This is a genomic window from Cronobacter sp. HA18003, assembly GCF_011605905.1.
GTDB lineage: Bacteria > Pseudomonadota > Gammaproteobacteria > Enterobacterales > Enterobacteriaceae > Cronobacter > Cronobacter sakazakii.
Map to the genome: position 1 here is coordinate 268915 of NZ_JAANQO010000011.1, position 22558 is coordinate 291472.

20 protein-coding genes are annotated in these 22558 nt (G+C 46.5%); all 20 read left to right on the forward strand.

The genetic code is table 11. The features are described 5' to 3' along the window. Positions 1 to 71: 71 nt before the first annotated feature. A complete protein-coding gene (wcaJ, locus tag G6041_RS02225) occupies positions 72 to 1466 on the forward strand; it encodes an undecaprenyl-phosphate glucose phosphotransferase (protein ID WP_004386776.1) in 1395 nt (464 codons plus the stop codon). A 12-nt stretch (positions 1467 to 1478) separates the two neighbouring features. Further along, a complete protein-coding gene (locus G6041_RS02230) occupies positions 1479 to 2957 on the forward strand; it encodes an MOP flippase family protein (protein WP_012124328.1) in 1479 nt (492 codons plus the stop codon). A gap of 79 nt (positions 2958 to 3036) precedes the next feature. Beyond that, positions 3037 to 4317 carry a colanic acid biosynthesis pyruvyl transferase WcaK gene (gene wcaK / locus G6041_RS02235; protein ID WP_007851130.1) on the forward strand — a complete coding sequence of 427 codons (1281 nt, stop codon included), beginning with the start codon at positions 3037 to 3039 and terminating at the stop codon, positions 4315 to 4317. Further along, a complete protein-coding gene (gene wcaL / locus G6041_RS02240) occupies positions 4314 to 5534 on the forward strand; it encodes a colanic acid biosynthesis glycosyltransferase WcaL (protein WP_012124329.1) in 1221 nt (406 codons plus the stop codon). Before wcaK ends, wcaL begins: the two co-directional genes overlap by 4 nt. 11 nt (positions 5535 to 5545) lie before the next feature. Next, on the forward strand, positions 5546 to 6961 hold the full coding sequence (gene wcaM, locus G6041_RS02245; protein WP_012124330.1) for a colanic acid biosynthesis protein WcaM: 1416 nt from the start codon (positions 5546 to 5548) through the stop codon (positions 6959 to 6961). A 215-nt stretch (positions 6962 to 7176) separates the two neighbouring features. After that, the gene (locus G6041_RS02250; RefSeq protein ID WP_012124331.1) at positions 7177 to 8172 is read left to right on the forward strand and encodes an NAD-dependent epimerase/dehydratase family protein; all 996 of its coding nucleotides are present in this window, start codon (positions 7177 to 7179) and stop codon (positions 8170 to 8172) included. Between the two features lie 229 nt (positions 8173 to 8401). Next, positions 8402 to 9292 (forward strand): UTP--glucose-1-phosphate uridylyltransferase GalF, encoded by an 891-nt coding sequence (gene galF / locus G6041_RS02255; protein ID WP_012124332.1) that lies wholly within the window; start codon positions 8402 to 8404, stop codon positions 9290 to 9292. Positions 9293 to 9683: 391 nt separating this feature from the next. Then, a complete protein-coding gene (gene rfbB / locus G6041_RS02260; protein WP_166491625.1) occupies positions 9684 to 10763 on the forward strand; it encodes a dTDP-glucose 4,6-dehydratase in 1080 nt (359 codons plus the stop codon). Further along, positions 10760 to 11632 (forward strand): glucose-1-phosphate thymidylyltransferase RfbA, encoded by an 873-nt coding sequence (rfbA, locus tag G6041_RS02265; RefSeq protein ID WP_012124334.1) that lies wholly within the window; start codon positions 10760 to 10762, stop codon positions 11630 to 11632. The genes rfbB and rfbA overlap by 4 nt, the downstream gene beginning before the upstream one ends. 1 nt (position 11633) lies before the next feature. Next, positions 11634 to 12035 carry a sugar 3,4-ketoisomerase gene (locus tag G6041_RS02270; protein WP_014728540.1) on the forward strand — a complete coding sequence of 134 codons (402 nt, stop codon included), beginning with the start codon at positions 11634 to 11636 and terminating at the stop codon, positions 12033 to 12035. Continuing rightward, positions 12028 to 12480, forward strand: coding sequence for a GNAT family N-acetyltransferase (locus tag G6041_RS02275; RefSeq protein WP_012124335.1), 453 nt, complete (start codon positions 12028 to 12030; stop codon positions 12478 to 12480). Before G6041_RS02270 ends, G6041_RS02275 begins: the two co-directional genes overlap by 8 nt. After that, on the forward strand, positions 12481 to 13416 hold the full coding sequence (locus G6041_RS02280) for a hypothetical protein (RefSeq protein ID WP_012124336.1): 936 nt from the start codon (positions 12481 to 12483) through the stop codon (positions 13414 to 13416). Then, positions 13413 to 14516: a DegT/DnrJ/EryC1/StrS family aminotransferase gene (locus G6041_RS02285; protein WP_012124337.1), complete on the forward strand. Its 1104-nt coding sequence runs from the start codon at positions 13413 to 13415 to the stop codon at positions 14514 to 14516. The genes G6041_RS02280 and G6041_RS02285 overlap by 4 nt, the downstream gene beginning before the upstream one ends. Further along, positions 14513 to 15775, forward strand: a complete 1263-nt coding sequence (locus tag G6041_RS02290; RefSeq protein WP_012124338.1) for an O-antigen translocase — start codon at positions 14513 to 14515, stop codon at positions 15773 to 15775. Before G6041_RS02285 ends, G6041_RS02290 begins: the two co-directional genes overlap by 4 nt. Continuing rightward, positions 15775 to 16719 (forward strand): glycosyltransferase family 2 protein, encoded by a 945-nt coding sequence (locus G6041_RS02295; protein WP_012124339.1) that lies wholly within the window; start codon positions 15775 to 15777, stop codon positions 16717 to 16719. The genes G6041_RS02290 and G6041_RS02295 overlap by 1 nt, the downstream gene beginning before the upstream one ends. 38 nt (positions 16720 to 16757) lie before the next feature. Next, positions 16758 to 18038 carry a DUF6337 family protein gene (locus G6041_RS02300; RefSeq protein WP_041460457.1) on the forward strand — a complete coding sequence of 427 codons (1281 nt, stop codon included), beginning with the start codon at positions 16758 to 16760 and terminating at the stop codon, positions 18036 to 18038. Further along, positions 18025 to 18903 carry a hypothetical protein gene (locus G6041_RS02305; protein ID WP_041460458.1) on the forward strand — a complete coding sequence of 293 codons (879 nt, stop codon included), beginning with the start codon at positions 18025 to 18027 and terminating at the stop codon, positions 18901 to 18903. The genes G6041_RS02300 and G6041_RS02305 overlap by 14 nt, the downstream gene beginning before the upstream one ends. Further along, positions 18893 to 19657, forward strand: coding sequence for a glycosyltransferase family 2 protein (locus G6041_RS02310; RefSeq protein WP_012124343.1), 765 nt, complete (start codon positions 18893 to 18895; stop codon positions 19655 to 19657). The genes G6041_RS02305 and G6041_RS02310 overlap by 11 nt, the downstream gene beginning before the upstream one ends. 213 nt (positions 19658 to 19870) lie before the next feature. Then, a complete protein-coding gene (gndA, locus tag G6041_RS02315; RefSeq protein ID WP_004387998.1) occupies positions 19871 to 21277 on the forward strand; it encodes an NADP-dependent phosphogluconate dehydrogenase in 1407 nt (468 codons plus the stop codon). 227 nt (positions 21278 to 21504) lie between these two features. Next, positions 21505 to 22497, forward strand: a complete 993-nt coding sequence (gene wzzB / locus G6041_RS02320) for an LPS O-antigen chain length determinant protein WzzB (RefSeq protein ID WP_004387999.1) — start codon at positions 21505 to 21507, stop codon at positions 22495 to 22497. Positions 22498 to 22558 lie beyond the last annotated feature (61 nt).

Consider the following 22558-nt stretch of genomic DNA (forward strand, 5'->3'; position numbering starts at 1 on the left):
GCCCCGCAGGCTTCGGACTGCCGGGCAGGGCAGCCGCTTAACTGCGCCTTACGGCGCCTGAAGGTACGACGATGACAAATCTAAAAAAGCGCGAACGAGCCAAAACGAATGCATCGTTAATCTCTCTGGTGCAACGATTCTCCGACATAACCATTATGTTCGTCGGACTGTGGGTGGTGTGCAGGATCAATGAGCTGCCGTTTTTCTACATGCATCTGCTGATGGCCCTGACCACCCTCGTTGTGTTCCAGATGATTGGCGGGATCACCGATTTTTACCGCTCCTGGCGCGGCGTAAAAATCTCCACCGAACTGCTGCTGCTGTTGCAGAACTGGACCATGAGCCTGGTGTTCAGCGCCGGTCTGATGGCCTTTAACCCCGATTTCGAAAGCCCGTTCCGTGTTTATCTGGCCTGGTACCTTCTGACCGGCGCGGGCATGGTGATGTGCCGTTCGGCGATTCGCTTCGGCGCGGGCTGGCTGCGTAATCGCGGTTATAACACCCGTCGCGTGGCGATTGCGGGCGCGCAGCCGGTAGGCCAGCAACTCGCCGACAGCTTTCGCAACGAACCGTGGCTTGGGTTTGAGGTCGTCGGCATTTACCACGATCCGGAACCGGGCGGCGTACCGACCGGCTGGGCAGGTAACCTTGAGCAGCTGGTGGAAGACGCCCGCACGGGCAAAATCCATAACGTCTATATCGCGATGTCCATGAGCGAAGAGGCGCAGATGAAGAAACTCGTGCGCGAGCTTTCTGACACCACTTGCTCAGTGATGCTGATCCCGGATGTGTTCACGTTCAACATTCTGCACTCGCGCCTTGACGATGTGAACGGCGTGCCGGTAGTGCCGCTGTATGACACGCCGCTCTCCGGCATCAACCGCGTGCTGAAACGCCTGGAAGATATCGTGCTGGCGTCTCTGATCCTGCTGCTGATTTCGCCGGTGCTGTGCTGTATCGCGGTTGCCGTGAAGCTCAGCTCGCCAGGCCCGATTATCTTCCGCCAGACCCGCTACGGTATGGACGGCAAGCCGATTATGGTGTGGAAATTCCGCTCCATGCGCGTGATGGAAAACGACAAAGTGGTGAAGCAGGCGACCCAGAACGACCCGCGCGTCACCAAAGTGGGCAACTTCCTGCGCCGCACTTCGCTTGATGAACTGCCGCAGTTTATCAACGTACTGACCGGCGAGATGTCGATTGTCGGCCCGCGTCCGCACGCGGTGGCGCATAACGAGCAGTATCGCGCGCTAATTCAGGGCTACATGCTGCGCCATAAAGTCAAACCGGGCATTACCGGCTGGGCGCAAATCAACGGCTGGCGCGGCGAGACCGATACCCTGGAGAAGATGGAAAAACGCATCGAGTTCGATCTGGAGTACATCCGCGAATGGAGCGTATGGCTCGATATCAAAATCGTTTTCCTGACCGTGTTCAAAGGCTTTGTTAACAAAGCGGCTTATTAAGGGTAGTGGGTCATGAGCCTTCGCGACAAAACCATTAGCGGTGCCAGGTGGTCCGCCATTTCGACGGTGATTATCATCAGCCTTGGGCTGGTGCAGATGACCATCCTGGCGCGGCTGATGGATGGCCATCAGTTCGGCCTGCTGACCATTAGCCTTGTGATTATCGCGCTGGCCGATACGCTTTCCGATTTCGGGATTGCGAACTCGATTATCCAGCGCAAATCCATCAGCAACCTGGAGCTCACCACGCTCTACTGGCTGAACGTGGGGTTGGGGATTGTGGTCTGCGCCGTGGTGTTTCTGTTAAGCGATCTTATCGCGGGCGTGCTCCATAACCCGGATCTGGCACCGCTTATCAGAACGCTGGCGTTCGCCTTCGTGGTTATCCCGCACGGCCAGCAGTTCCGCGCGCTGATGCAAAAGGAGCTTGAGTTTAACAAGATTGGCGCCATCGAAACTTTCTCGGTGCTGGCGGGCTTCACCTTTACGGTGGTATCCGCCCAGTACTGGCCGGTGGCGATGACCGCGATCCTCGGTTATCTGGTTAATACGGCGGTACGCACCGCGCTGTTCGGGTTCTTCGGGCGTAAGATTTACCGTCCTGGCCTGCATTTCTCGCTCTCGTCAGTCTCCTCGAACCTGAAGTTTGGCGCGTGGCTGACGGCTGACAGCCTGGTGAACTACGTCAACACCAATCTCTCGACGCTGGTGCTGGCGCGTATCCTCGGCGCGGCGGTGGCGGGCGGGTATAACCTCGCGTACAACGTGGCCGTGGTGCCGCCGATGAAGCTCAACCCGATTATCACCCGCGTGCTGTTCCCGGCGTTCGCCAAAATCCAGGATGACATCGACAAGCTGCGCGTGAATTTCTACAAGCTGCTCTCGGTGGTCGGGATCATTAACTTCCCGGCGCTGCTCGGCCTGATGGTGGTCTCGAATAACTTCGTGCCGCTGGTGTTTGGCGAGAAGTGGGTCAGCATTGTGCCGATTCTGCAACTGCTGTGCGTTGTTGGTCTCCTGCGCTCTATCGGCAACCCGATTGGCTCGCTGCTGATGGCGAAAGCGCGCGTGGATATCAGCTTTAAATTCAACGTGTTTAAAACCTTCCTGTTTATTCCGGCGATTGTCGCGGGCGGGCATCTTGGCGGCGCGCTCGGCGTGACGCTCGGCTTCCTGCTGGTGCAGATCATCAACACCGTGCTGAGCTATTTCATCATGATTAAACCGGTGTTGGGCTCCAGCTACCGCGAGTATATCCAGAGCATTCTGCTGCCATTCTGGCTCTCGCTGCCTACGCTTGTGGTCAGCTACGCGCTCGGCGTGGCGCTGAAAGGCCATCTGGCGCTCGCGCCGCTGCTGGCGGTGCAGATTGCCGCGGGCGTACTGGCCTTCGCCGTGACGATTGTGCTGTCGCGCAATGCGCTGGTGGTAGAGCTGAAACGCCAGTTTTGCCGCAACGATAAAATGAAAATGCTGCTCCGTGCAGGCTGATCCCGTTAAAAATTATTGATGCGCGAGCCCCGCTGACAGCGTGCAGCGGGTAGCGAGAGCGTATATTTCAGAGGTCAACATGAAGTTACTCATTCTTGGCAACCACACCTGCGGAAACCGTGGCGACAGCGCCATCCTGCGCGGTCTTATCGATGCGATAGCGCTTCAGGACCCTTCAGCGGAAGTGGACGTGATGAGCCGCTACCCGGTGAGCTCCGCCTGGCTGCTGGACAGAGAGGTCATGCCTGACCCGCTCTACAAACAGATGAAGCAGTTTAACAACGCGGCGGGCGTGATGGGCCGCGTGAAGAAAGTGCTGCGCCGCCGCTACCAGCACCAGGTGCTGCTCGCCAAAGTGACCGGCAACGGCAAACTGCGCAATATTTCACTGCCGCAGGGCTTTACCGATTTCGTCGGCCTGCTTGGCAACTATGACGCGATTATCCAGGTCGGCGGCTCGTTCTTCGTCGATCTCTACGGCACCCCGCAGTTCGAACATGCGCTGTGCGCCTTTATGGCGAAAAAACCGCTGTTTATGGTGGGCCACAGCGTCGGCCCGTTCCAGGAGCCGCAGTTTAATCAGCTCGCCAATTATGTGTTCGGCCATTGCGACGCGCTGATCCTGCGCGAAACCGTGAGCCTGGATCTGATGAAAAAAGGCCAGATTGACACCTCGAAAGTGGAACTGGGCGTCGATACCGCCTGGCTGGTTGAGCATCACAATGACGATTTCGTCGCGAGCTACGCGGTGCAGCACTGGCTGGACGTGGCGGCACGCGACAAGACCGTGGCGATTACGCTGCGCGAGCTGGCGCCGTTCGACAAACGTCTCGGCACTACCCAGCAGGCCTACGAACAGGCTTTCGCCAATGTGGTGAACCGTATCATCGACGAAGGCTATCAGGTGCTGGCGCTCTCTACTTGTACCGGTATCGACAGCTACAACAAAGATGACCGTATGGTGGCGCTGAATCTCAGCAAGCTCGTGAAAGATCCGTCGCGCTTCCACGTGGTGATGGATGAACTGAACGATCTCGAAATGGGCAAAATTCTCGGCGCATGCGAACTGACCGTCGGCACCCGTTTGCACTCGGCGATTATCTCGATGAACTTCGGGACGCCGGCGATTGCCATTAACTACGAACACAAATCCGCGGGCATCATGCAGCAGCTCGGCATGCCAGAGATGGCGATTGAGATCCGCCACCTGCTGGACGGCTCGTTGCAGGCGATGGTAGGCGACACCCTCGGCCAGCTGCCGGCGATTAACGAACGCCTCGCCACGGCGGTCGCCGCCGAGCGCGAAAAAGGCCATCAGATGGTGAAATCCGTGCTGATGCGCGCGGGAGGAGCCCGATGAAAGTCAGCTTCTTTCTGCTGAAATTCCCGGTCGCCTCTGAAACGTTCGTCCTGAACCAGATCGTCGGCTTTATCAACATGGGGTATGAGGTGGAGATCGTCTCGCTGCAGAAGGGCGATCTGAAAAACACCCATGCCGCGTACACTGAATACAACCTGGCGCAGAAAACCCGTTTTCTGCTGGAAGAGCCGGAAGGCAAAGCCGCCAAGCTTAAATATCGCGCCAGCCATACTGCGCGCGGGCTCTTTAACGCCCGCACCTGGCGGGCGCTTAATATGGCGCGCTACGGCGACGAGGCGCGCAACCTGATCCTCTCGGCCATTTGCGGACGTGTGCCCGGCACGCTGAAGGCCGATGTGTTTATCGCGCACTTCGGCCCGGCGGGCGTGACCGCCGCCAAGCTTCGCAAGCTGGGCGTGCTGGACGGCAAAATCGCCACCGTATTCCACGGCATCGATGTGTCGCACCGTGAAGTGCTGATGCGCTACACGCCGGAGTATCAGCAGCTTTTCCGCCGCGGCGATTTGATGCTGCCGATTAGCGAGCTGTGGGCCGAACGCCTGAAAGCGATGGGCTGCCCGCAGGAGAAAATCGCCGTCTCGCGCATGGGCGTAGACATGGAGAAATTCTCGCTGCGCCCGCTGAAGCAGCCGGGCACGCCGCTGGAGATTATTTCTGTGGCGCGCCTGACCGAGAAAAAGGGGCTGCATGTGGCGATCGAGGCCTGCCGCCTGCTGAAAGGCCGCGGCGTGGACTTTCGTTACAACATCCTGGGCACCGGGCCGTGGGAGCGCCGCCTGCATACGCTGATTGAGCAGTATGGCCTGGAAGATTGCGTCTTTATGCCGGGCTTTAAGCCGAGCCATGAAGTGAAAGCGATGCTCGATGAGGCCGATCTGTTCCTGCTGCCTTCCGTTACGGGCGTCGATGGCGATATGGAAGGGATTCCGGTCGCGCTGATGGAGGCGATGGCCGTGGGCATTCCGGTTATCTCCACGCTGCACAGCGGCATTCCGGAACTTATCGATGCTGAAAAATCGGGCTGGCTGGTGCCGGAAAACGACGCGCACGCGCTGGCGGATAAGCTTCAGGCCTTCGCTGAAATCGACGAGCAGACGCTGCGCCCGATGCTGACCCGCGCCCGTGAAAAAGTGGAAACCGAGTTTAACCAGCAGCGCATCTACCGCGAACTCGCGGGCCTGCTGCAAACCCTGTAACCCGAGGTTTTATGCGTAAAATCATGTCGTCCGGGCGTCTTTCCCGCCGGACTTTTGTGCAGGCCAGCGCCGCTGCGGCGCTGATGCCGCTGTTGCACAGCCGCGCCGCCCAGGCCGTCACGGGCGGCAAGACCGTCAATGTTGCTGACTTCTACAAGGACAACTGGCCGCAGGCGTTCAAGCTTGCTTTTAGTGAAGCGCAGACCGTGGAAGTGCCCGAAAGCCTCACCTGCGACAACATTAACAGCCCGGTGTTTATGCCAGCCGGGAAAACCCTGCGGGTGCTCGGCGCACTCAAAGGCAACGGCAAAGGGCGCTTTATTCTCCAGGACGGCTGCCAGATCCTGGGCGAGAAAAAAGGGCGTCTGCATAACATCATTCTCGACGTGCGCGGCTCGCAGGTGGCCATTAAAGGCATCGAGATGAGCGGTTTTGGCCCGGTCATGCAGATTTACATCGGCGGCAAAAAGCCGCAGAAGATGCAGGATCTCGTGATCGACGATATCTACATCCACGACGCCAACTACGGCATTCTGCGCCAGGGTTTTCATAACGAACTGCGCAACGTGCGTATCACTAACGGACGCTTTGAACGTCTCCAGGGCGACGCCATCGAATGGAACGTGGCGATTAATGATTCGGAGCTTCTTATCTCCGACCACGTTCTCGACCAGATCAACTGCACCAACGGCAAAATCAACTGGGGCATCGGCATTGGCCTTGCGGGCAGCACCTACGATAACGCCTACCCGGAAAGCCAGGCGGTGAAGAACTTCGTGGTGGCGAACATTACCGGCAGTAACTGCCGCCAGCTGGTGCACGTGGAGAACGGCAAGCATTTCGTCATTCGTAATGTGAAAGCGAAAAACATCACGCCGGACTTCAGCAAAACCGCGGGCATCGATAACGCGACGGTCGCGATTTATGGCTGCGATAACTTTCTTATCGATGACGTGACGATGGTGAACAGCGCCGGGATGCTGATCGGCTACGGCGTTATCAAAGGGAATTACCTGTCGATTCCGCAGAACTTCAAGCTGAACAATATCCATATGGATAACCGTAACCTGCCTTATAAGCTGCGCGGCATTCAGATCTCATCCGGTAACACGACCTCGTTTGTCGCTATCACGAACGTCGATATGCAGCGCGCGACGCTTGAGCTGCACAACAAGCCGCAACACCTGTTTGTGCGTAACGTCAAAGTGATGCAGGAGTCGTCCGTAGGCCCCGCGCTGAAGATGCAATTTGATCTGCGCAAAGACGTACGCGGCCGTTTTATGGCCACAGACGACACGCTGCTGTCGCTTGCCAACATTCAGGCGGTGAACGAGAAAGGGCAGAGTTCGGTCGATATTGACCGCGTGGATCATCAGCACGTGAATACGCAAATGCTGAATTTTGCGCTGCCGCAAAGGACACGCTAAACCGCATGCCGGATGTAATAAAGTGCCGATCGTACGATGCCAGATGCGTATTTTCTGTGCAAAGTCACGCGATTTGATACTGGCGATCCGGCTGCAAAAGCTTATACTTCCTCAAATTAATAAGGGAATCTCATTAACTGAAAGACGCTTCCTGAGATAAGAGGATGGCGCTTTCAGTTTTTTATTGAAGCAGTCACTAACGCATCGGGCAGGATATGAAAGAGAAGGTGATTTTTATCGGCGCGTCTGGGTTTGTCGGCACCAGACTGATTGAAAGGGCACTGTCTGACTTCGATATTACGAATTTTGATAAGCAAAACAGCCACTTCTATCCCGCTATCACGGTAGCAGGTGATGTGCGCGATAAAGCTTCTCTGGAGAAGCAGCTTAGCGAGTGTTCGACCGTTGTGTTGCTGGCCGCAGAGCATCGTGATGATGTCAGCCCTACCTCGCTGTACTATGATGTTAATGTTGAAGGCACCCGTAACGTGCTTGACGCGATGGATAAGCACAACATCAAAAATATCATTTTCACCAGTTCTGTAGCGGTGTATGGCCTCAATAAAAAGAACCCGGATGAAAACCACCCGGTTGACCCTTTCAATCATTACGGCAAAAGCAAATGGCAGGCTGAAGAAGTCTTGCGTGAATGGTTTAACCGCGCGCCGGATACCCGTTCTTTAACGATAATTCGTCCGACCGTCATTTTTGGCGAGCGTAACCGTGGCAACGTCTATAATTTACTCAAACAGATAGCCAGTGGTCGCTTTGCTATGGTTGGCGCAGGTAATAATTACAAATCAATGGCTTATGTAGGGAATATCGTTGAGTTTATTACCTGGAAACTGAAAAATGTCATGCCCGGCTATCAGGTTTACAATTATGTCGATAAGCCTGATCTCAATATGAATCAGCTAGTTGCAGAGGTAGAGAAGAGTCTCGATAAAAAGATCCCTTCAGTACATCTTCCTTATCCGCTCGGTATGTTAGGTGGTTATTGCTTTGATATCCTTAGCAAAATCACTGGTAAGAAGTATGCTGTCAGTGCCGTCCGTGTTAAAAAGTTCTGTGCAACTACCCAGTTTGACGCGACTAAAGTGCATCAGTCAGGTTTCATCGCGCCCTACACGCTCTCAGAAGGGCTCGATCGCACATTACAATATGAGTTTGTTGCTGTGAAACAGGACGATATTACGTTTGTTTCTGAGTAAAAAGCGCTCAGTGACGAACGTAAAATCTGCATTTTATTTGTGTGTAAGGGACGCTCTGAAAATCGTTTTGGCTGTTTTCCGAATTCTCTGAGCCCAATTAAGAGTTAAGTCAGTTCTTATGTTATCAGGTATCTGAAAATCACAGAATGACAGCCGTGAAATACGCATTTAGGTCACACGGCTGTGATTGACCAAATTCAAGATAACAAACATTTAGAGGTGGAAAGAGATGGTTAATTTGAAAGCAGTTATTCCCGTCGCAGGGCTCGGCATGCATATGCTGCCTGCCACCAAGGCGATTCCAAAGGAGATGCTGCCGATTGTCGACAAACCGATGATTCAATACATTGTCGACGAAATCGTAGCGGCAGGGATCAAGGAAATTGTGCTGGTTACCCACTCCTCCAAGAACGCGGTTGAGAACCACTTCGACACCTCTTACGAACTCGAAGCGCTGCTTGAACAGCGTGTGAAGCGCCAACTTCTTGCGGAAGTGCAGTCTATCTGCCCGCCGGGCGTGACCATCATGAACGTGCGTCAGGCGCAGCCGCTGGGCCTTGGCCACTCTATTCTGTGCGCGCGTCCGATTATCGGCGATAACCCGTTTGTTGTCGTGCTGCCGGATGTTATTATTGATGCCGCTTCTGCTGACCCACTGCGTTATAACCTGGCCGCTATGATTGCGCGCTTCCAGGAAAATGGCCGCAGCCAGGTGCTGGCGAAGCGTATGGCAGGCGATCTCTCTGAATATTCAGTGATAACTACTCAGGATCCGCTGGATACTGAAGGCAAAATCAGCCGTATCGTTGATTTCATCGAGAAACCGGACCAGCCGCAGACGCTGAATTCTGATCTGATGGCGGTCGGGCGCTATGTGCTCTCTGCCGATGTCTGGGAAGAGCTTGCCAAAACCGAACCGGGCGCCTGGGGACGTATCCAGCTGACCGATGCTATCGCTCGTCTGAAGGAGAATCAGCCTGTTGAAGCGATGCTGATGACCGGCGAAAGCTACGATTGCGGTAAGAAAATGGGTTACATGAAAGCGTTCGTCAATTACGGCCTGCGTAACCTGAAAGAAGGGCAGAAGTTCCGCGAGAGCATTAAGAAACTGCTGGCATAAGCCAGCCGTTCTCTGCAGAACGCTATACAGGCAGGATAGCCTTTGATAAAACGGCAGTTGAGCATTCGGGTTGATAAGCATTTATACTCGACGGACTCGCTGCCGTTTTGTTTTTTTGGTGCAAGCGCTGTGACGGGGCCATAATCCAAAATAGTTACCGAGATCGACTATCCCGTCAAAAAAGCTAATTAGCTGATTTCAAAAGTTTTGTATAAAGTAGTGCACTGGTAGCTATTGAGCCAGGGGCGGTAGCATTGTTGAACAGGCTGCTGGAAAAATGCTTAATATTTATCCATATAGAGCGTTAAAACCTCGATAACGTCATGCTCACAGCGACAACGTGTTAATTATCATTCCTCTCAAAATATCCACATATAAGAGATAACTCACTGTGAAGATATTAGTGACCGGCGGTGCCGGATTTATTGGCTCCGCTGTAGTACGCCATATTATTAACCATACCCAGGACAGGGTAGTTAATCTTGATAAGCTTACCTATGCAGGCAATCCTGAATCTGTTGCTTCTGTGGCAAACAGTGAACGCTATGCATTTGAGCAGGTTGATATCTGTGACCGCGCTGCGCTCGATCGTGTATTTAAAGAGCACCAGCCTGACGCGGTCATGCACCTGGCTGCAGAAAGTCATGTTGATCGCTCAATCAGCGGCCCGGCAGATTTCATCGAAACAAATATCGTCGGCACGTATACCCTTCTCGAAGCGGCGCGCGCTTACTGGTCTTCACTGGATGAGCAGCGCAAGGCGGCTTTCCGCTTTCACCATATCTCTACCGATGAAGTTTATGGCGACCTGCCACATCCTGATGAATGGCATGAGAGCGCGGCGCTGCCGCTCTTTACTGAAACAACTGCCTATGCGCCAAGCAGCCCGTATTCCGCCTCAAAAGCCTCAAGCGATCATCTGGTGCGTGCGTGGTTACGCACCTATGGTTTGCCGACGATGGTAACCAACTGCTCTAACAACTATGGCCCGTATCACTTCCCCGAAAAATTGATTCCGCTGGTCATCCTTAACGCGCTGGAAGGTAAACCGTTGCCGATATATGGCAAAGGCGACCAAATTCGCGACTGGTTATATGTTGAAGACCATGCGCGTGCGCTCTATACCGTAGTCACGCAGGGGCAGATCGGCGAAACCTATAATATCGGCGGACATAACGAGAAAAAGAATCTTGATGTCGTACTGACTATTTGTGACCTGCTGGATGAGATTAAACCTAAAGCGACGTCTTATCGTGAACAGATAACCTATGTTGCCGACAGACCAGGGCATGACCGTCGTTATGCCATTGATGCAGATAAAATCAGCCGGGAATTAGGCTGGCGACCACAGGAAACCTTCGAGTCTGGCATCTGTAAAACTGTGTACTGGTATCTTAATAATGAAGAGTGGGTGAACAGCATTAAGAACCGAACCTATCAATGTAAGCATTTAGGGTTGAGTGAAAAATGAAAGGAATTATCCTGGCAGGTGGGTCCGGAACTCGTCTTTATCCAATTACTATAGGTATCTCTAAACAGTTACTTCCTGTATACGATAAACCTATGATTTATTATCCTCTATCAGTCCTCATGCTGGCCGGTATTAAGGATATTTTAATAATCACTACTAGTGATGATAACGCGAGTTTCCAGCGTTTACTTGGAGATGGCAGCCAGTTTGGGATCAATATTCAATATGCTGTTCAACCATCTCCCGATGGGCTTGCACAGGCGTTTATAATAGGTCGTCATTTCGTTGGTAACGACTCGGTTTGTTTGGTTCTTGGCGATAATATTTTCTTTGGGCAAGGTTTTAGCCCTAAACTCAAGTCAGCGGCTGCTCAAAAAAGTGGTGCGACGATTTTTGCTTACCAGGTAAAAGACGCAGAGCGCTTTGGTGTTGTTGAATTTGATGAGCAATTTAAAGCGATCTCTATCGAAGAAAAACCAAAGAATCCTAAGTCTAACTGGGCGGTCACTGGCCTTTATTTTTATGATAATGACGTTTTGGAGATTGCTAAATCTATTCGCCCTTCCGAGCGAGGTGAATTAGAAATTACCTCAGTCAATGAAGTTTATTTAAATAAGCAGAGCCTTAGTGTAGAGCTCTTAGGGCGTGGTTTCGCCTGGCTTGATACTGGAACACACGATAGTCTCATCGAAGCTGGAAGTTTTGTTGAGACGGTACAGAAGCGTCAGGGAATGATGGTTGCTTGTCCTGAGGAAATAGCCTGGCGAAATGGATGGCTGAGTAATATTGAGTTAGAAGATATTGGGCAACGTTTATGTAAAAATGACTATGGCCATTACCTACTACAACTATTAAAAAAAGGAGAATAATATGGATATTAAACTAATTCCACTTCAGACGCATGGTGATGAACGAGGCAGTTTGGTATCGCTTGAAGATGAAAAGAACATCCCTTTTGCAATAAAACGTGTTTATTATTTATTTAATACTAAAGAAAACGTAAGCCGCGGATTCCATGCGCACCAAAGGTTAAAGCAAGTGGCTATTGCAATAAAAGGATCGTGTCGATTTAAACTTGATGATGGTAAAGAACGAGTAGAAATCGTTCTGGATTCGCCTTCTCAAGGTCTTTACATTGATTCTTTTATGTGGCGAGAAATGTCAGATTTTTCTCCTGATTGCGTTCTACTTATACTTGCTGATAGTCATTATGATGAATCTGACTATATTCGGGATTATTCACTATTTAAAAAAATGGTAACCAATGGATAGAATAACTTTAACTAGTTATGACCGTGAGTTTTTAGATCTTAGCTGGATATGGCTGCAGGATCCGGAAATAAAAAAATTAACTTTAACCAGTGATTTTACTCGTGAGCAGCAATTACAATTTTTTCATTCCCTAAAGGAAAGAAAAGATTATTTGATATTTGGTATTCAATTAGGGACGAGAAAAATTGGTGTTGCCGGGTTAAAAAACATCAAAAACGATATCGCAGAATACTGGGGTTATATAGGCGAGAAGGATTTATGGGGTAAAGGAATTGGCAAAATCGTTATAGAAGAAATCGAATGTATTGCCAATAAATGTGGGGTGAAAAAGCTATACTTGAAAGTCAGTGAATTGAATCCCAGAGCTATCAAGGCTTACCATAAATCTGGTTTTGTAATTAGTAAATCTGAAAGTAATGTGATTTTTATGGAAAAGGTAATTTAGATGCTTTCGATATGTGAACTTGAAAAAAGTAAATATAATGATTGGAATCAAGTGGTCGAAAATGCTAAAAACGGCCTTTTCCTTTTTGAGATAGATTATTTTAAATATCATGAAGCGCGATTTGAAGATAGTTCTTTAATGATATATAAAAAAAGTAAAGCTGTCGCACTTTTCCCTGCTAACCGTGTGAATGACACCATTTATAGCCACCAAGGATTAACTTTTGGCGGTTTGATTATGCTGCCAGAATTACATGCAGCGGATGTTTTAGAAATATTTGAACTTATAAATAAACATTATAAAAACAAAGGTATTAAAAAGGTTGTTTATAAAGCTATACCTCATCCTTTTACAAAGTATCCTGCCCAGGAAGATTTATACGCATTATTCAGAAATTCTGCAAAATTAATCCGCAGAGACGTTTCAAGCGTAATTGATCTCTTTAACAGACCTAAACTTTCAGATTCCCGTAAGAATACCATTGTTAAAGCACAAAAAAATAATGTGGAGATCTGTGAATCGTCTGACTTGAAAAAATTCCATCAAATACTTTCAGAGGTTCTGGCAAAATTTGGTGCATGCCCTGTACATAGCATCACAGAACTTGAACAATTAAAAAACTCATTTCCGCATAATATTAAACTCTATGCCGCCATGCAGGATGAGCAGTGGCTCGCTGGGGTTCTGGTCTACGATTACGGACATATTATTCATACACAATATATGGCCAATACACAGCAAGGTCGGCAAATAGGCGCACTAGATTATATATTATTTACGTTAATCAATGACATTTATACTGAGAAAAAATATCTAAGTTTTGGTATATCAACTGAAAACGCAGGACAATACCTCAATACTGGATTAATCGCTCAAAAAGAAGGTTTCGGCGCCAGAGCGGTTGTACATGATTTTTATGAAATGGAGTTATTATGATTAACTTTTTAAATTTAAAAAAAATAAACGAAAAATATAAAACCGAATTGATGCAGGCATTGGAAAACGTGATCGATTCTGGTTGGTATATCAATGGCCAACAGGTAGCTAATTTTGAAAATGAATTTGCTACCTATTGTGGTACAAAACATGCCATCGGGGTTGCAAATGGACTGGATGCATTAGTCCTTACTATAAAGGCATGGAAGCTATTAGGAAAACTTAAGGACGGTGACAAAGTTATTGTCCCTGCAAATACCTATATAGCTTCAGTATTAGCGATCACCGAAAATAATTTAACGCCTGTTCTTACAGAGCCAGATCCTTACACTTTTAATTTAACGCTAGATCAAATCGAAAGAAGTTATACGCAGGATGTAAAATTAATCATTCCTGTTCATCTCTATGGATGTATCAACCCAATGGATGAGATCTGTAGATTCGCAAATAAAAAAGGAATATTGGTTTTAGAAGATTCAGCGCAAGCGCATGGGGCGATGCTTGGAGATAAAAAAGCTGGTGCCTGGGGTCATGCATCCGCCTTTAGTTTTTATCCCGGTAAAAATTTAGGTGCATTAGGCGATGGTGGGATCATCACGACTGACAACGATGAACTAAAAGAAGCATTAGTGGCACTCAGGAATTATGGATCTCACAAAAAATATGAAAATATTTATCAGGGATGCAATAGCCGACTAGATGAAATTCAGGCTGCAATGCTTCGAGTTAAATTACCTCATTTAGATAGCGAAATAGATGCTCGCAGAAGAATTGCCTCCCAATATCTTTTAGGCATAAATAATAAAGAAATAATACTTCCCACTGTAAATGAAAGTGTGAATCATGTCTGGCATCTATTTGTCGTTCGCTGTGCGCAAAGAGATGCATTGAAAGAATACTTACATAAGAAAGATATTGATACGCTAATACATTATCCTGTTCCCCCTCATAAGCAGAGGGCTTACAGTGAATATAATAGTCTTAATCTTCCTGTTACAGAAAAAATACATCGTGAAGTACTTTCTTTGCCAATGGATCCAAATATGTCTCAGTACGAGGTGGATTATGTTATTCAGTGCATGAATGAGTATAAGGCATGAGTAAAATCATCTCTGTTACTGCTTTTACAGCCTTACTGACATTCTTCAAAATGTTAAGTGGTTTTGCGATAGCTAAGGTCGTTGCTATATATACGGGGCCTACTGGAATGGCTATGCTTGGGCAGGTACAAAGTGTGATTGCTGGGCTTAATGGTGTTGTGACTGCACCCGTAGGGAATGGGGTGGTTCGCTATACGGCTGAAAAGCACACTGAAGGTTATAAAAGATGTTCAGGATGGTGGCAGGCGTCCTTACAGTGGGCATTTTCTATATTTTTGCTAGTGCTGGGCACCGTATTATTATTTAGCAAACCTATTTCTCAATTTCTATTCAATACTATTGATTATTATTGGGTTGTACTATTAGGTTGTTTAGTTCTTCCATTGTCAATAATAAATACGGCATTTATTTCTGTTATTAACGGACAGAAACACTATAAAAAATATGTATCGCTAGGGTTTATTTCCGTAACAATATCGACTGTATTAATGGTTATGATGATTCATTTTTATCATATTAAAGGTGCTTTTGTTGCTGCATCACTTAATACATCGATTGCCGGACTAGTCGTTTTTTTTGCTTGTATAAAGGAGCCTTGGTTTAAAGTTAAATTATGGCTTGGCCGCTCATCTTCGTCTTATAGAAAAGAAATTGGAGGCTATGTAGTGATGGCAGTTACATCCGCCATCACTACTCCGATTGCATTGATTCTGATAAGAAATATATTAATTTCCGAAGTGGGTTGGAGTGCGACAGGACAATGGCAAGCGGTATGGAAAATCTCTGAAGTTTATCTTGCCATTATTACTATGGCATTGAGTACATATTATTTGCCTCAACTTGCAAGCTTGAAGAGTGGTGTTGAGATACGGTGGGAAATAAATAAAACAGCAAAAGTTATTCTTCCTGTGGTTATTATTTTAGCGTTGTTAGTTTATTTGCTTCGCGATGTCGCTATATTTTTACTTTTTACAAGCGATTTTCAACCTGCGAGAGACTTATTCAGCGTTCAACTTGTGGGGGACGTCATCAAAATCCTGGCGTGGCTATATGCTTTTCCGATGTTAGCCAGAGGCGCTACTCGCTGGTTCGTGTTTTCTGAAATATTTTTTTCCACAACATTCGTGTTAATAAGTTGGATTATGATTTCGCATCTGGGAGTTAATGGTGCAAATTGGGGATACTTATTGAATTACATTTTATACTTTATCTTTGTATATGGTAATTTAAAAAGAATAATTAACCAGGATAGGCAATAATGAAAGATGTTGTTTCAGTAGTAATTGTTACTTATAACTCAGCGAAAACTATAGTAGAAACTTTAGATAGTATTTTAAATCAAAGTTATGGGCCTGCTAATATAGAGCTTATCATATCAGATGATGCTTCTACTGATGACACGACAATCGTTGTTGAAAACTGGATTACTAAAAACGCATCAAAATTTTCAAAGGTTGTTTTCAAAAAAAATGTTATCAATCAGGGCGTTTCTAAAAATTGTAATGTTGGCTGGCAATCCTGCACATCTGAATGGATAAAAACAATAGGCGCAGATGATCTTCTAAGTACTGATTGCATTGATAAAAACATGGAATATATTCAGAATAATTCCGGGTGTAGTATTGTATTTAGTCAAATGAAATGGTTCGGACGGATAAAAAAAATAACTCCTGAGCCATATAATATGCCTTTTTTTAGCCTGGATGCTGAACAACAATATAATTATTTAAGATTTAAAAGCTTCAATATTGCACCTGCATCATTTATACGTCGTTCAGCTCTAATTGATGTTGGTTATGCTGACGAAAGTTTCAGCACGATTGAAGACTTACCATTGTGGCTTCGCTTCACTAAAAAGGGCTACAAACTGTATTTTTTGAAAGCGATTACAGTGTACTACCGTGTGGCAAATTCTGCATCGAAACATTCTCACCGTTATGTTAACTATAACTTTTTGAACGATCTGATTAATATCGACAAGATGTTTAAAATTAACGATATCGAAGGTATATATTATAAAGCGCTAAAACTGGATGCTCTAACATTATTATATGGAAAGAAGTTAATTGCAAAGTTAACCGGGAATAAAGTCAGCTTTTTGTCGAGATCGCTGGATGTCATCCATTTAAGCTTAAGACCTATTTATATTGTTCGGAAGATTAGGCGACATATCATTAACTTTACTAAAAAAGATGCAATCTAAATTATATTGCATCTACTTTTATAAAAATTGGTGTAAATATGTTTTATTTATTTGTTGTGTCTTTGTTTTTCGGTTCGTGTCTTGATTATTTTATATGGCGAAAAATCACGCCTTCAATGATTTCTGTTATCGGTATATATGTAATATTGTTTATACATGCTGCCATAGGCGAGTCTCTTGGTTTTTTACCTGTAGAGTCAAATGTTTACTTTTTTATAACAACATTTTATGTTGTCGGGCTTTTTGCAAGTCTAAGCTGTGCATTTGGGATGTCATTTCTTAGCAAAGGCACTGTTCTTAATACTCGTGTGACAGATAAATATTACGGACTCAAAATTCGGAAAAATATAATAAATATAACAGTAGTGGTTTCTCTTATATGTTGTTTTTTTATTTATAAAGGATGGAGTGAGGTTGGATCTTTTGTAAGCGATGATTTTGAGGGGACTCTCACTTATGGCATCGCGGGTCATTTTTTTGCTATCCTGGTTGCTTTAATACCATTTTTGCTAAAAGCATATTACTCTAAAAGAACCAAATCCGTTTTCTTACTGCTAGTTTTTGTGCTTGTGCTTTTATTTATGAAGCAAGTTAAATATTGGGTAATGATCCCGCTTGTATGGATGTTTTGGTACTCTATAGTTGCTGGATATATAAAGCTCTCTATTAGAAAGTTCTTGTTTATTTCGCTGATTTTGGCATTTTTACTCGTTTCTTTATTTTTCTCAGTCTATTTTATGAAGGTTTTTTTTAGAGAAGGTTCTGAAAACGTTGATTATAATACTGTATTAATAGAAATAATGATTCATTTCTTTGGCTATCTTTATTCGGGACTTCTAACATTTTCTGTATACATTTCTGATGGTTTATATAATGCATTTATACCAAGCGACATTCTTGGGCTTTTTTCCGGTCCGGTCAATATAATCAATGTGATACTAAATGACGACTTGATAAACCTAACGCTCCCAAAGTATTTTGTCGTAATTAATAAAATTACTGGTACGACTGGAAATGTTCCAACGCTATGGGGTACTCTGTTGCTGGCCGGAGGGTATTATGCATATGTTTTCTATTTCTTCATGTTTTTCTGCATATATTTATTGCTGTGGTTTGCGAAGCGTAGTCAATGTTTTTTAATTATATATACGTTTATTACGTCGTTTCTTTTTTTTAGTTGGTTTGATTACTACTACTACCTGTTAATGCCGTTTGAAGTTACTGTTTTAATTTTGATTTTTTATACTATCTTTGAAAGGAAAATAAAGTTCAGAAATATAACTTTATTCTCTGGGGAAAGTTACGATGAGACTCGATAAAAAAATTATACTGTTATGCAAGTCAATAAAAAAAAGCATATATTACTTTTTCAGAGCAATTTTTTCTCAATCATCTGGGGTTGACAAAAATTCGACATTTTTAGTAACGCTAACTAGCTATGGTTTACGTAAGAATTTCGTTTTCTTGACAATTGAGAGTATCTTGCATCAACACGTTCGCCCTGCAAAAATAGTATTGTGGTTACATAAAAAGGATAAACCTCAGGGAATAGCCAGATGGATTTTATCCCGACAGCAAAAGCGAGGGCTGGAAATAGTTTTTGTAGATAATGATGTTAGATCTTATAAAAAACTTTCTTTTGTACCTGGTTATTATCCTGATTACGATTTCTATATTACCGCTGACGACGACGTATTTTACCCAACAAATTGGATCGATGGTTTTAAATCTAATATAAATGATAATCCTGATGCTGTTTACTGTTACAGAGGCCGTGCTATTCTGTTTAACGATGCAGGTAGTCTCGTCGCTTATCCAGTCTGGCCGCTTGCGCGAAGAAAAGAAATAACAGGCAATGAGTTACTTCCCACAGGTGTATCAGGCGTGTGTTATCCTAGAGATTCGCTCGACGCACGTGTAGCCGATTACGAGGCGATAAATAAACTGTGTCCCTATGCCGATGATATTTGGTATAAAGCGCTAACTACAGCTCGCGGATATAACGCTATTTTGATCAATGATGACAGTACGCATTTTACACCGATTATCACTGGCTTCACAAAAGGCCTCGAGAAGATAAACGTACTAAACGATCAGAATACGCAACAATTTTTAAACGCTATGAATTATTTTAATCTTGATTTGAATTCTTTTAGAGGCAATTATAAAAGAAATGATGAGTAATCTTGTATCAATTATTATGCCTAGCTGGAATTCTGAGTTAACTATCGCTGATAGTATAAATTCAATCATTAGGCAAACCTATACCAACTGGGAATTAATCATAACTGATGATTGTTCGAGTGATGGCACTATCCGTTTGTTAAAAGAGTTTGCTAATAAAGAACCACGAATAAAACTATTTTTCAATGATAAGAATTCAGGCGCTGGTATATCCCGTAATAATTGTATTAAAAATGCTAAAGGGCGCTTTATTGCTTTTTTGGATAGTGATGATATGTGGCATCCGGAAAAACTGTCCAGACAAGTAGCCTTCATGCTTAACAACAACTATGCATTGACTTACACTGCATATAAAAAAATCAATCAGAAAGGTAACGTAATAGGCCATATCAATCCTCCAGCACGAGTTAACTATTCTGAGCTTTTAAAATCCAATGTTATAGGATGCCTAACTGCGATATATGATGCTCAAAAGCTTGGTAAGGTTTATATGCCTGAAATTCGCAAACGCCAGGATATGGCTTTATGGCTAAAAATACTAGAAAAAATTGATTATGCCTGGTGTTTACCAGAAGAACTTGCGTTTTATAGAGAGGGACATGAAAGTCTTTCTTCAAATAAGATAAAAATTCTTTCATCACAATGGTCGTTTTACAGAACTTACCTTAAATTTAATTCTATAAAGGCAGCATGGTATTTTTCATTCTATGTTGTTCGAGCAGTAAAAAAACATGGCGTCACTAAAAGTAGCTAATGCACTTTTTAATTATAAATGTTTTGACTTTATTAACTTTGAAATCCTATTCGGAATGCCCTGGAACGATAAGGTTTACCAATGAGCATTCTTCGCTCAGTTATAACTTTGCTGTTATCAATTTCTATTCAAATTCGCTATCTATGAGTTAACATCGTAGCTACATAACACCCGCGCACAAGTCGCGGTGACCACACCTGACAGGAGTATGTAATGTCCAAGCAACAGATCGGCGTCGTCGGTATGGCAGTCATGGGGCGCAACCTGGCGCTCAACATTGAAAGCCGTGGTTATACCGTCTCCGTATTCAACCGCTCTCGTGACAAAACTGAAGAAGTGATTGCCGAAAATCCGGGCAAAAAACTGGTTCCTTATTATACCGTTCAGGAATTTGTCGAGTCGCTGGAAACCCCGCGCCGTATCCTGCTGATGGTGAAAGCAGGTGCCGGTACTGATGCGGCTATCGACTCCCTGAAGCCTTATCTGGAAAAAGGCGACATCATTATTGATGGCGGTAACACCTTCTTCCAGGACACCATCCGTCGTAACCGTGAACTTTCCGAAGAAGGCTTTAACTTTATCGGCACCGGCGTCTCCGGTGGCGAAGAGGGCGCCCTGAAAGGCCCGTCCATCATGCCTGGCGGCCAGAAAGAAGCTTACGAGCTGGTTGCGCCGATCCTCAAAGAGATCGCGGCCGTAGCGGAAGGTGAACCGTGCGTGACTTATATCGGGCCAGACGGCGCGGGTCACTATGTGAAAATGGTGCACAACGGTATCGAATACGGCGATATGCAGCTTATTGCAGAAGCCTATTCCCTGCTGAAGCACGGTCTGAACCTGTCTAACGAAGATCTGGCGAAAACCTTCGCTGAGTGGAACGAAGGCGAGCTCAGCAGCTACCTTATCGATATCACCAAAGATATCTTCACCAAAAAAGATGAAGACGGTAACTACCTGGTTGACGTCATTCTGGACGAAGCAGCCAACAAAGGTACTGGTAAGTGGACCAGCCAGAGCTCGCTGGATCTCGGCGAACCGCTGTCCCTGATTACTGAATCGGTATTCGCGCGTTATATCTCCTCTCTGAAAGAGCAGCGCGTCGCGGCATCCAAAGTGCTGAGCGGCCCGCAGGCGAAACCGTTCGCAGGCGATAAAGGCGAATTTATCGAGAAAGTCCGCCGCGCGCTGTACCTCGGTAAAATCGTCTCTTACGCGCAGGGCTTCTCTCAGCTGCGCGCTGCGTCTGAAGAGTACAACTGGGATCTGAACTACGGCGAAATCGCGAAGATCTTCCGCGCGGGCTGCATTATTCGTGCTCAGTTCCTGCAGAAAATCACTGACGCCTACGCAGAGAATCCGTCCATCGCGAACCTGCTGCTGGCGCCGTACTTCAAGAAAGCCGCTGATGACTATCAGCAGGCGTTGCGCGATGTTGTGGCGTATGCCGTACAGAACGGTATCCCGACTCCGACCTTCTCCGCCGCTATCGCTTACTACGACAGCTACCGTTCTGCGGTACTGCCAGCGAACCTGATTCAGGCACAGCGTGACTACTTTGGGGCGCATACCTACAAGCGCACCGATAAAGAAGGCGTATTCCACACCGAGTGGATGGAATAAGGTTTTACTGATTCAAAAGACAAGCCCGGTGGTTTCGCCGGGCTTTTTTTACGTCTGATGACAGTACCAGAAGCCGTGCACTGCCTTAAAAGCAACCAGTAAGCGCCTTGTTTTTCAGTATTTTCCCAGCTCTCTTTTGCGCCTGGCTATGCAATTATAATGCCTTGCATCTACACTCAAGGCGGGTGTGGCTTTCTCATAATAACTAGATGACAAATAAGGACTCTATGAGCAAAGAATTTCAGGGTGACGCTTTTCACCGCAGCAATAGTAACCAGGAACAAATCGATTTATTCGACCTTCTGGCGCAGCTTTGGCGGGGGAAGGTCACTATCATTACCACGATCGTCGTGATGATCGTGCTTGCCGTACTTTATCTTTTCGTCGCTAAAGAAAAATGGACATCGACAGCTATCGTGACCATGCCGGATGCCGGTCAGATAGCCAGTTACAACAACGCCATGAATATCCTGTATGGCAATGCTGCGCCCAACGTCACCGACGTGCAGCAGCGCGTAGTGGGGCGTTTCAGCTCTGCGTTTTCCGCGCTGTCTGAAACGCTGCAAAACCAGCAAGAGCCAGAACAGTTAACCATCGATACGGCAGTAAAAGGCCAGCCGCTGCCGCTGAAAGTGACTTATCAGGGAGCAACCGCACAGTCAGCGCAGAAAAAACTGGCGGAATACATTCAGCAGGTGGATGAGCAAATCGCCAAAGAGCTGAATAAAGACCTTACCGATAACGTGACTGCCCGTCAGCAAGAGCTGCAGGAATCGCTTGCGACGCAGGAGAAAGTGGCGCAGGAGCAGAAAGAACTGCGTATCAAGCAGATCGCCGAAGCGCTTAAATTCGCGCAGGAATCGAATGTCACTTCGCCACAGATGCCGCAGGCGCAGGAAGTCACACAGGATACGCTGTTCCTGTTGGGCAGCGAGGCGCTCTCATCGATGATTAAAAATGAATCGACGCGTCCGCTGGTCTTTAGTGATGCGTATTACCAGACTAAACAAAACCTGCTGGATATCTCGAAGCTTAAAATCGACGAATCTTCACTGCATGCGTATCGCTATGTAATGAAGCCGACCGAACCCCTGCGCCGTGACAGTCCGAAACGCGCGCTGGTGCTGGTGCTTTCTGTCCTTCTCGGCGGGTTAATCGGCTGCGGTATTGTGCTGTGTCGCAACGCGATTCGCGAACACAGCGCCAACAGAGTGCGCTAATCTCTCAGTATTAAAAAAGGCCGCGTGATGCGGCCTTTTTTTATGCGTCATGCCCGAAGGA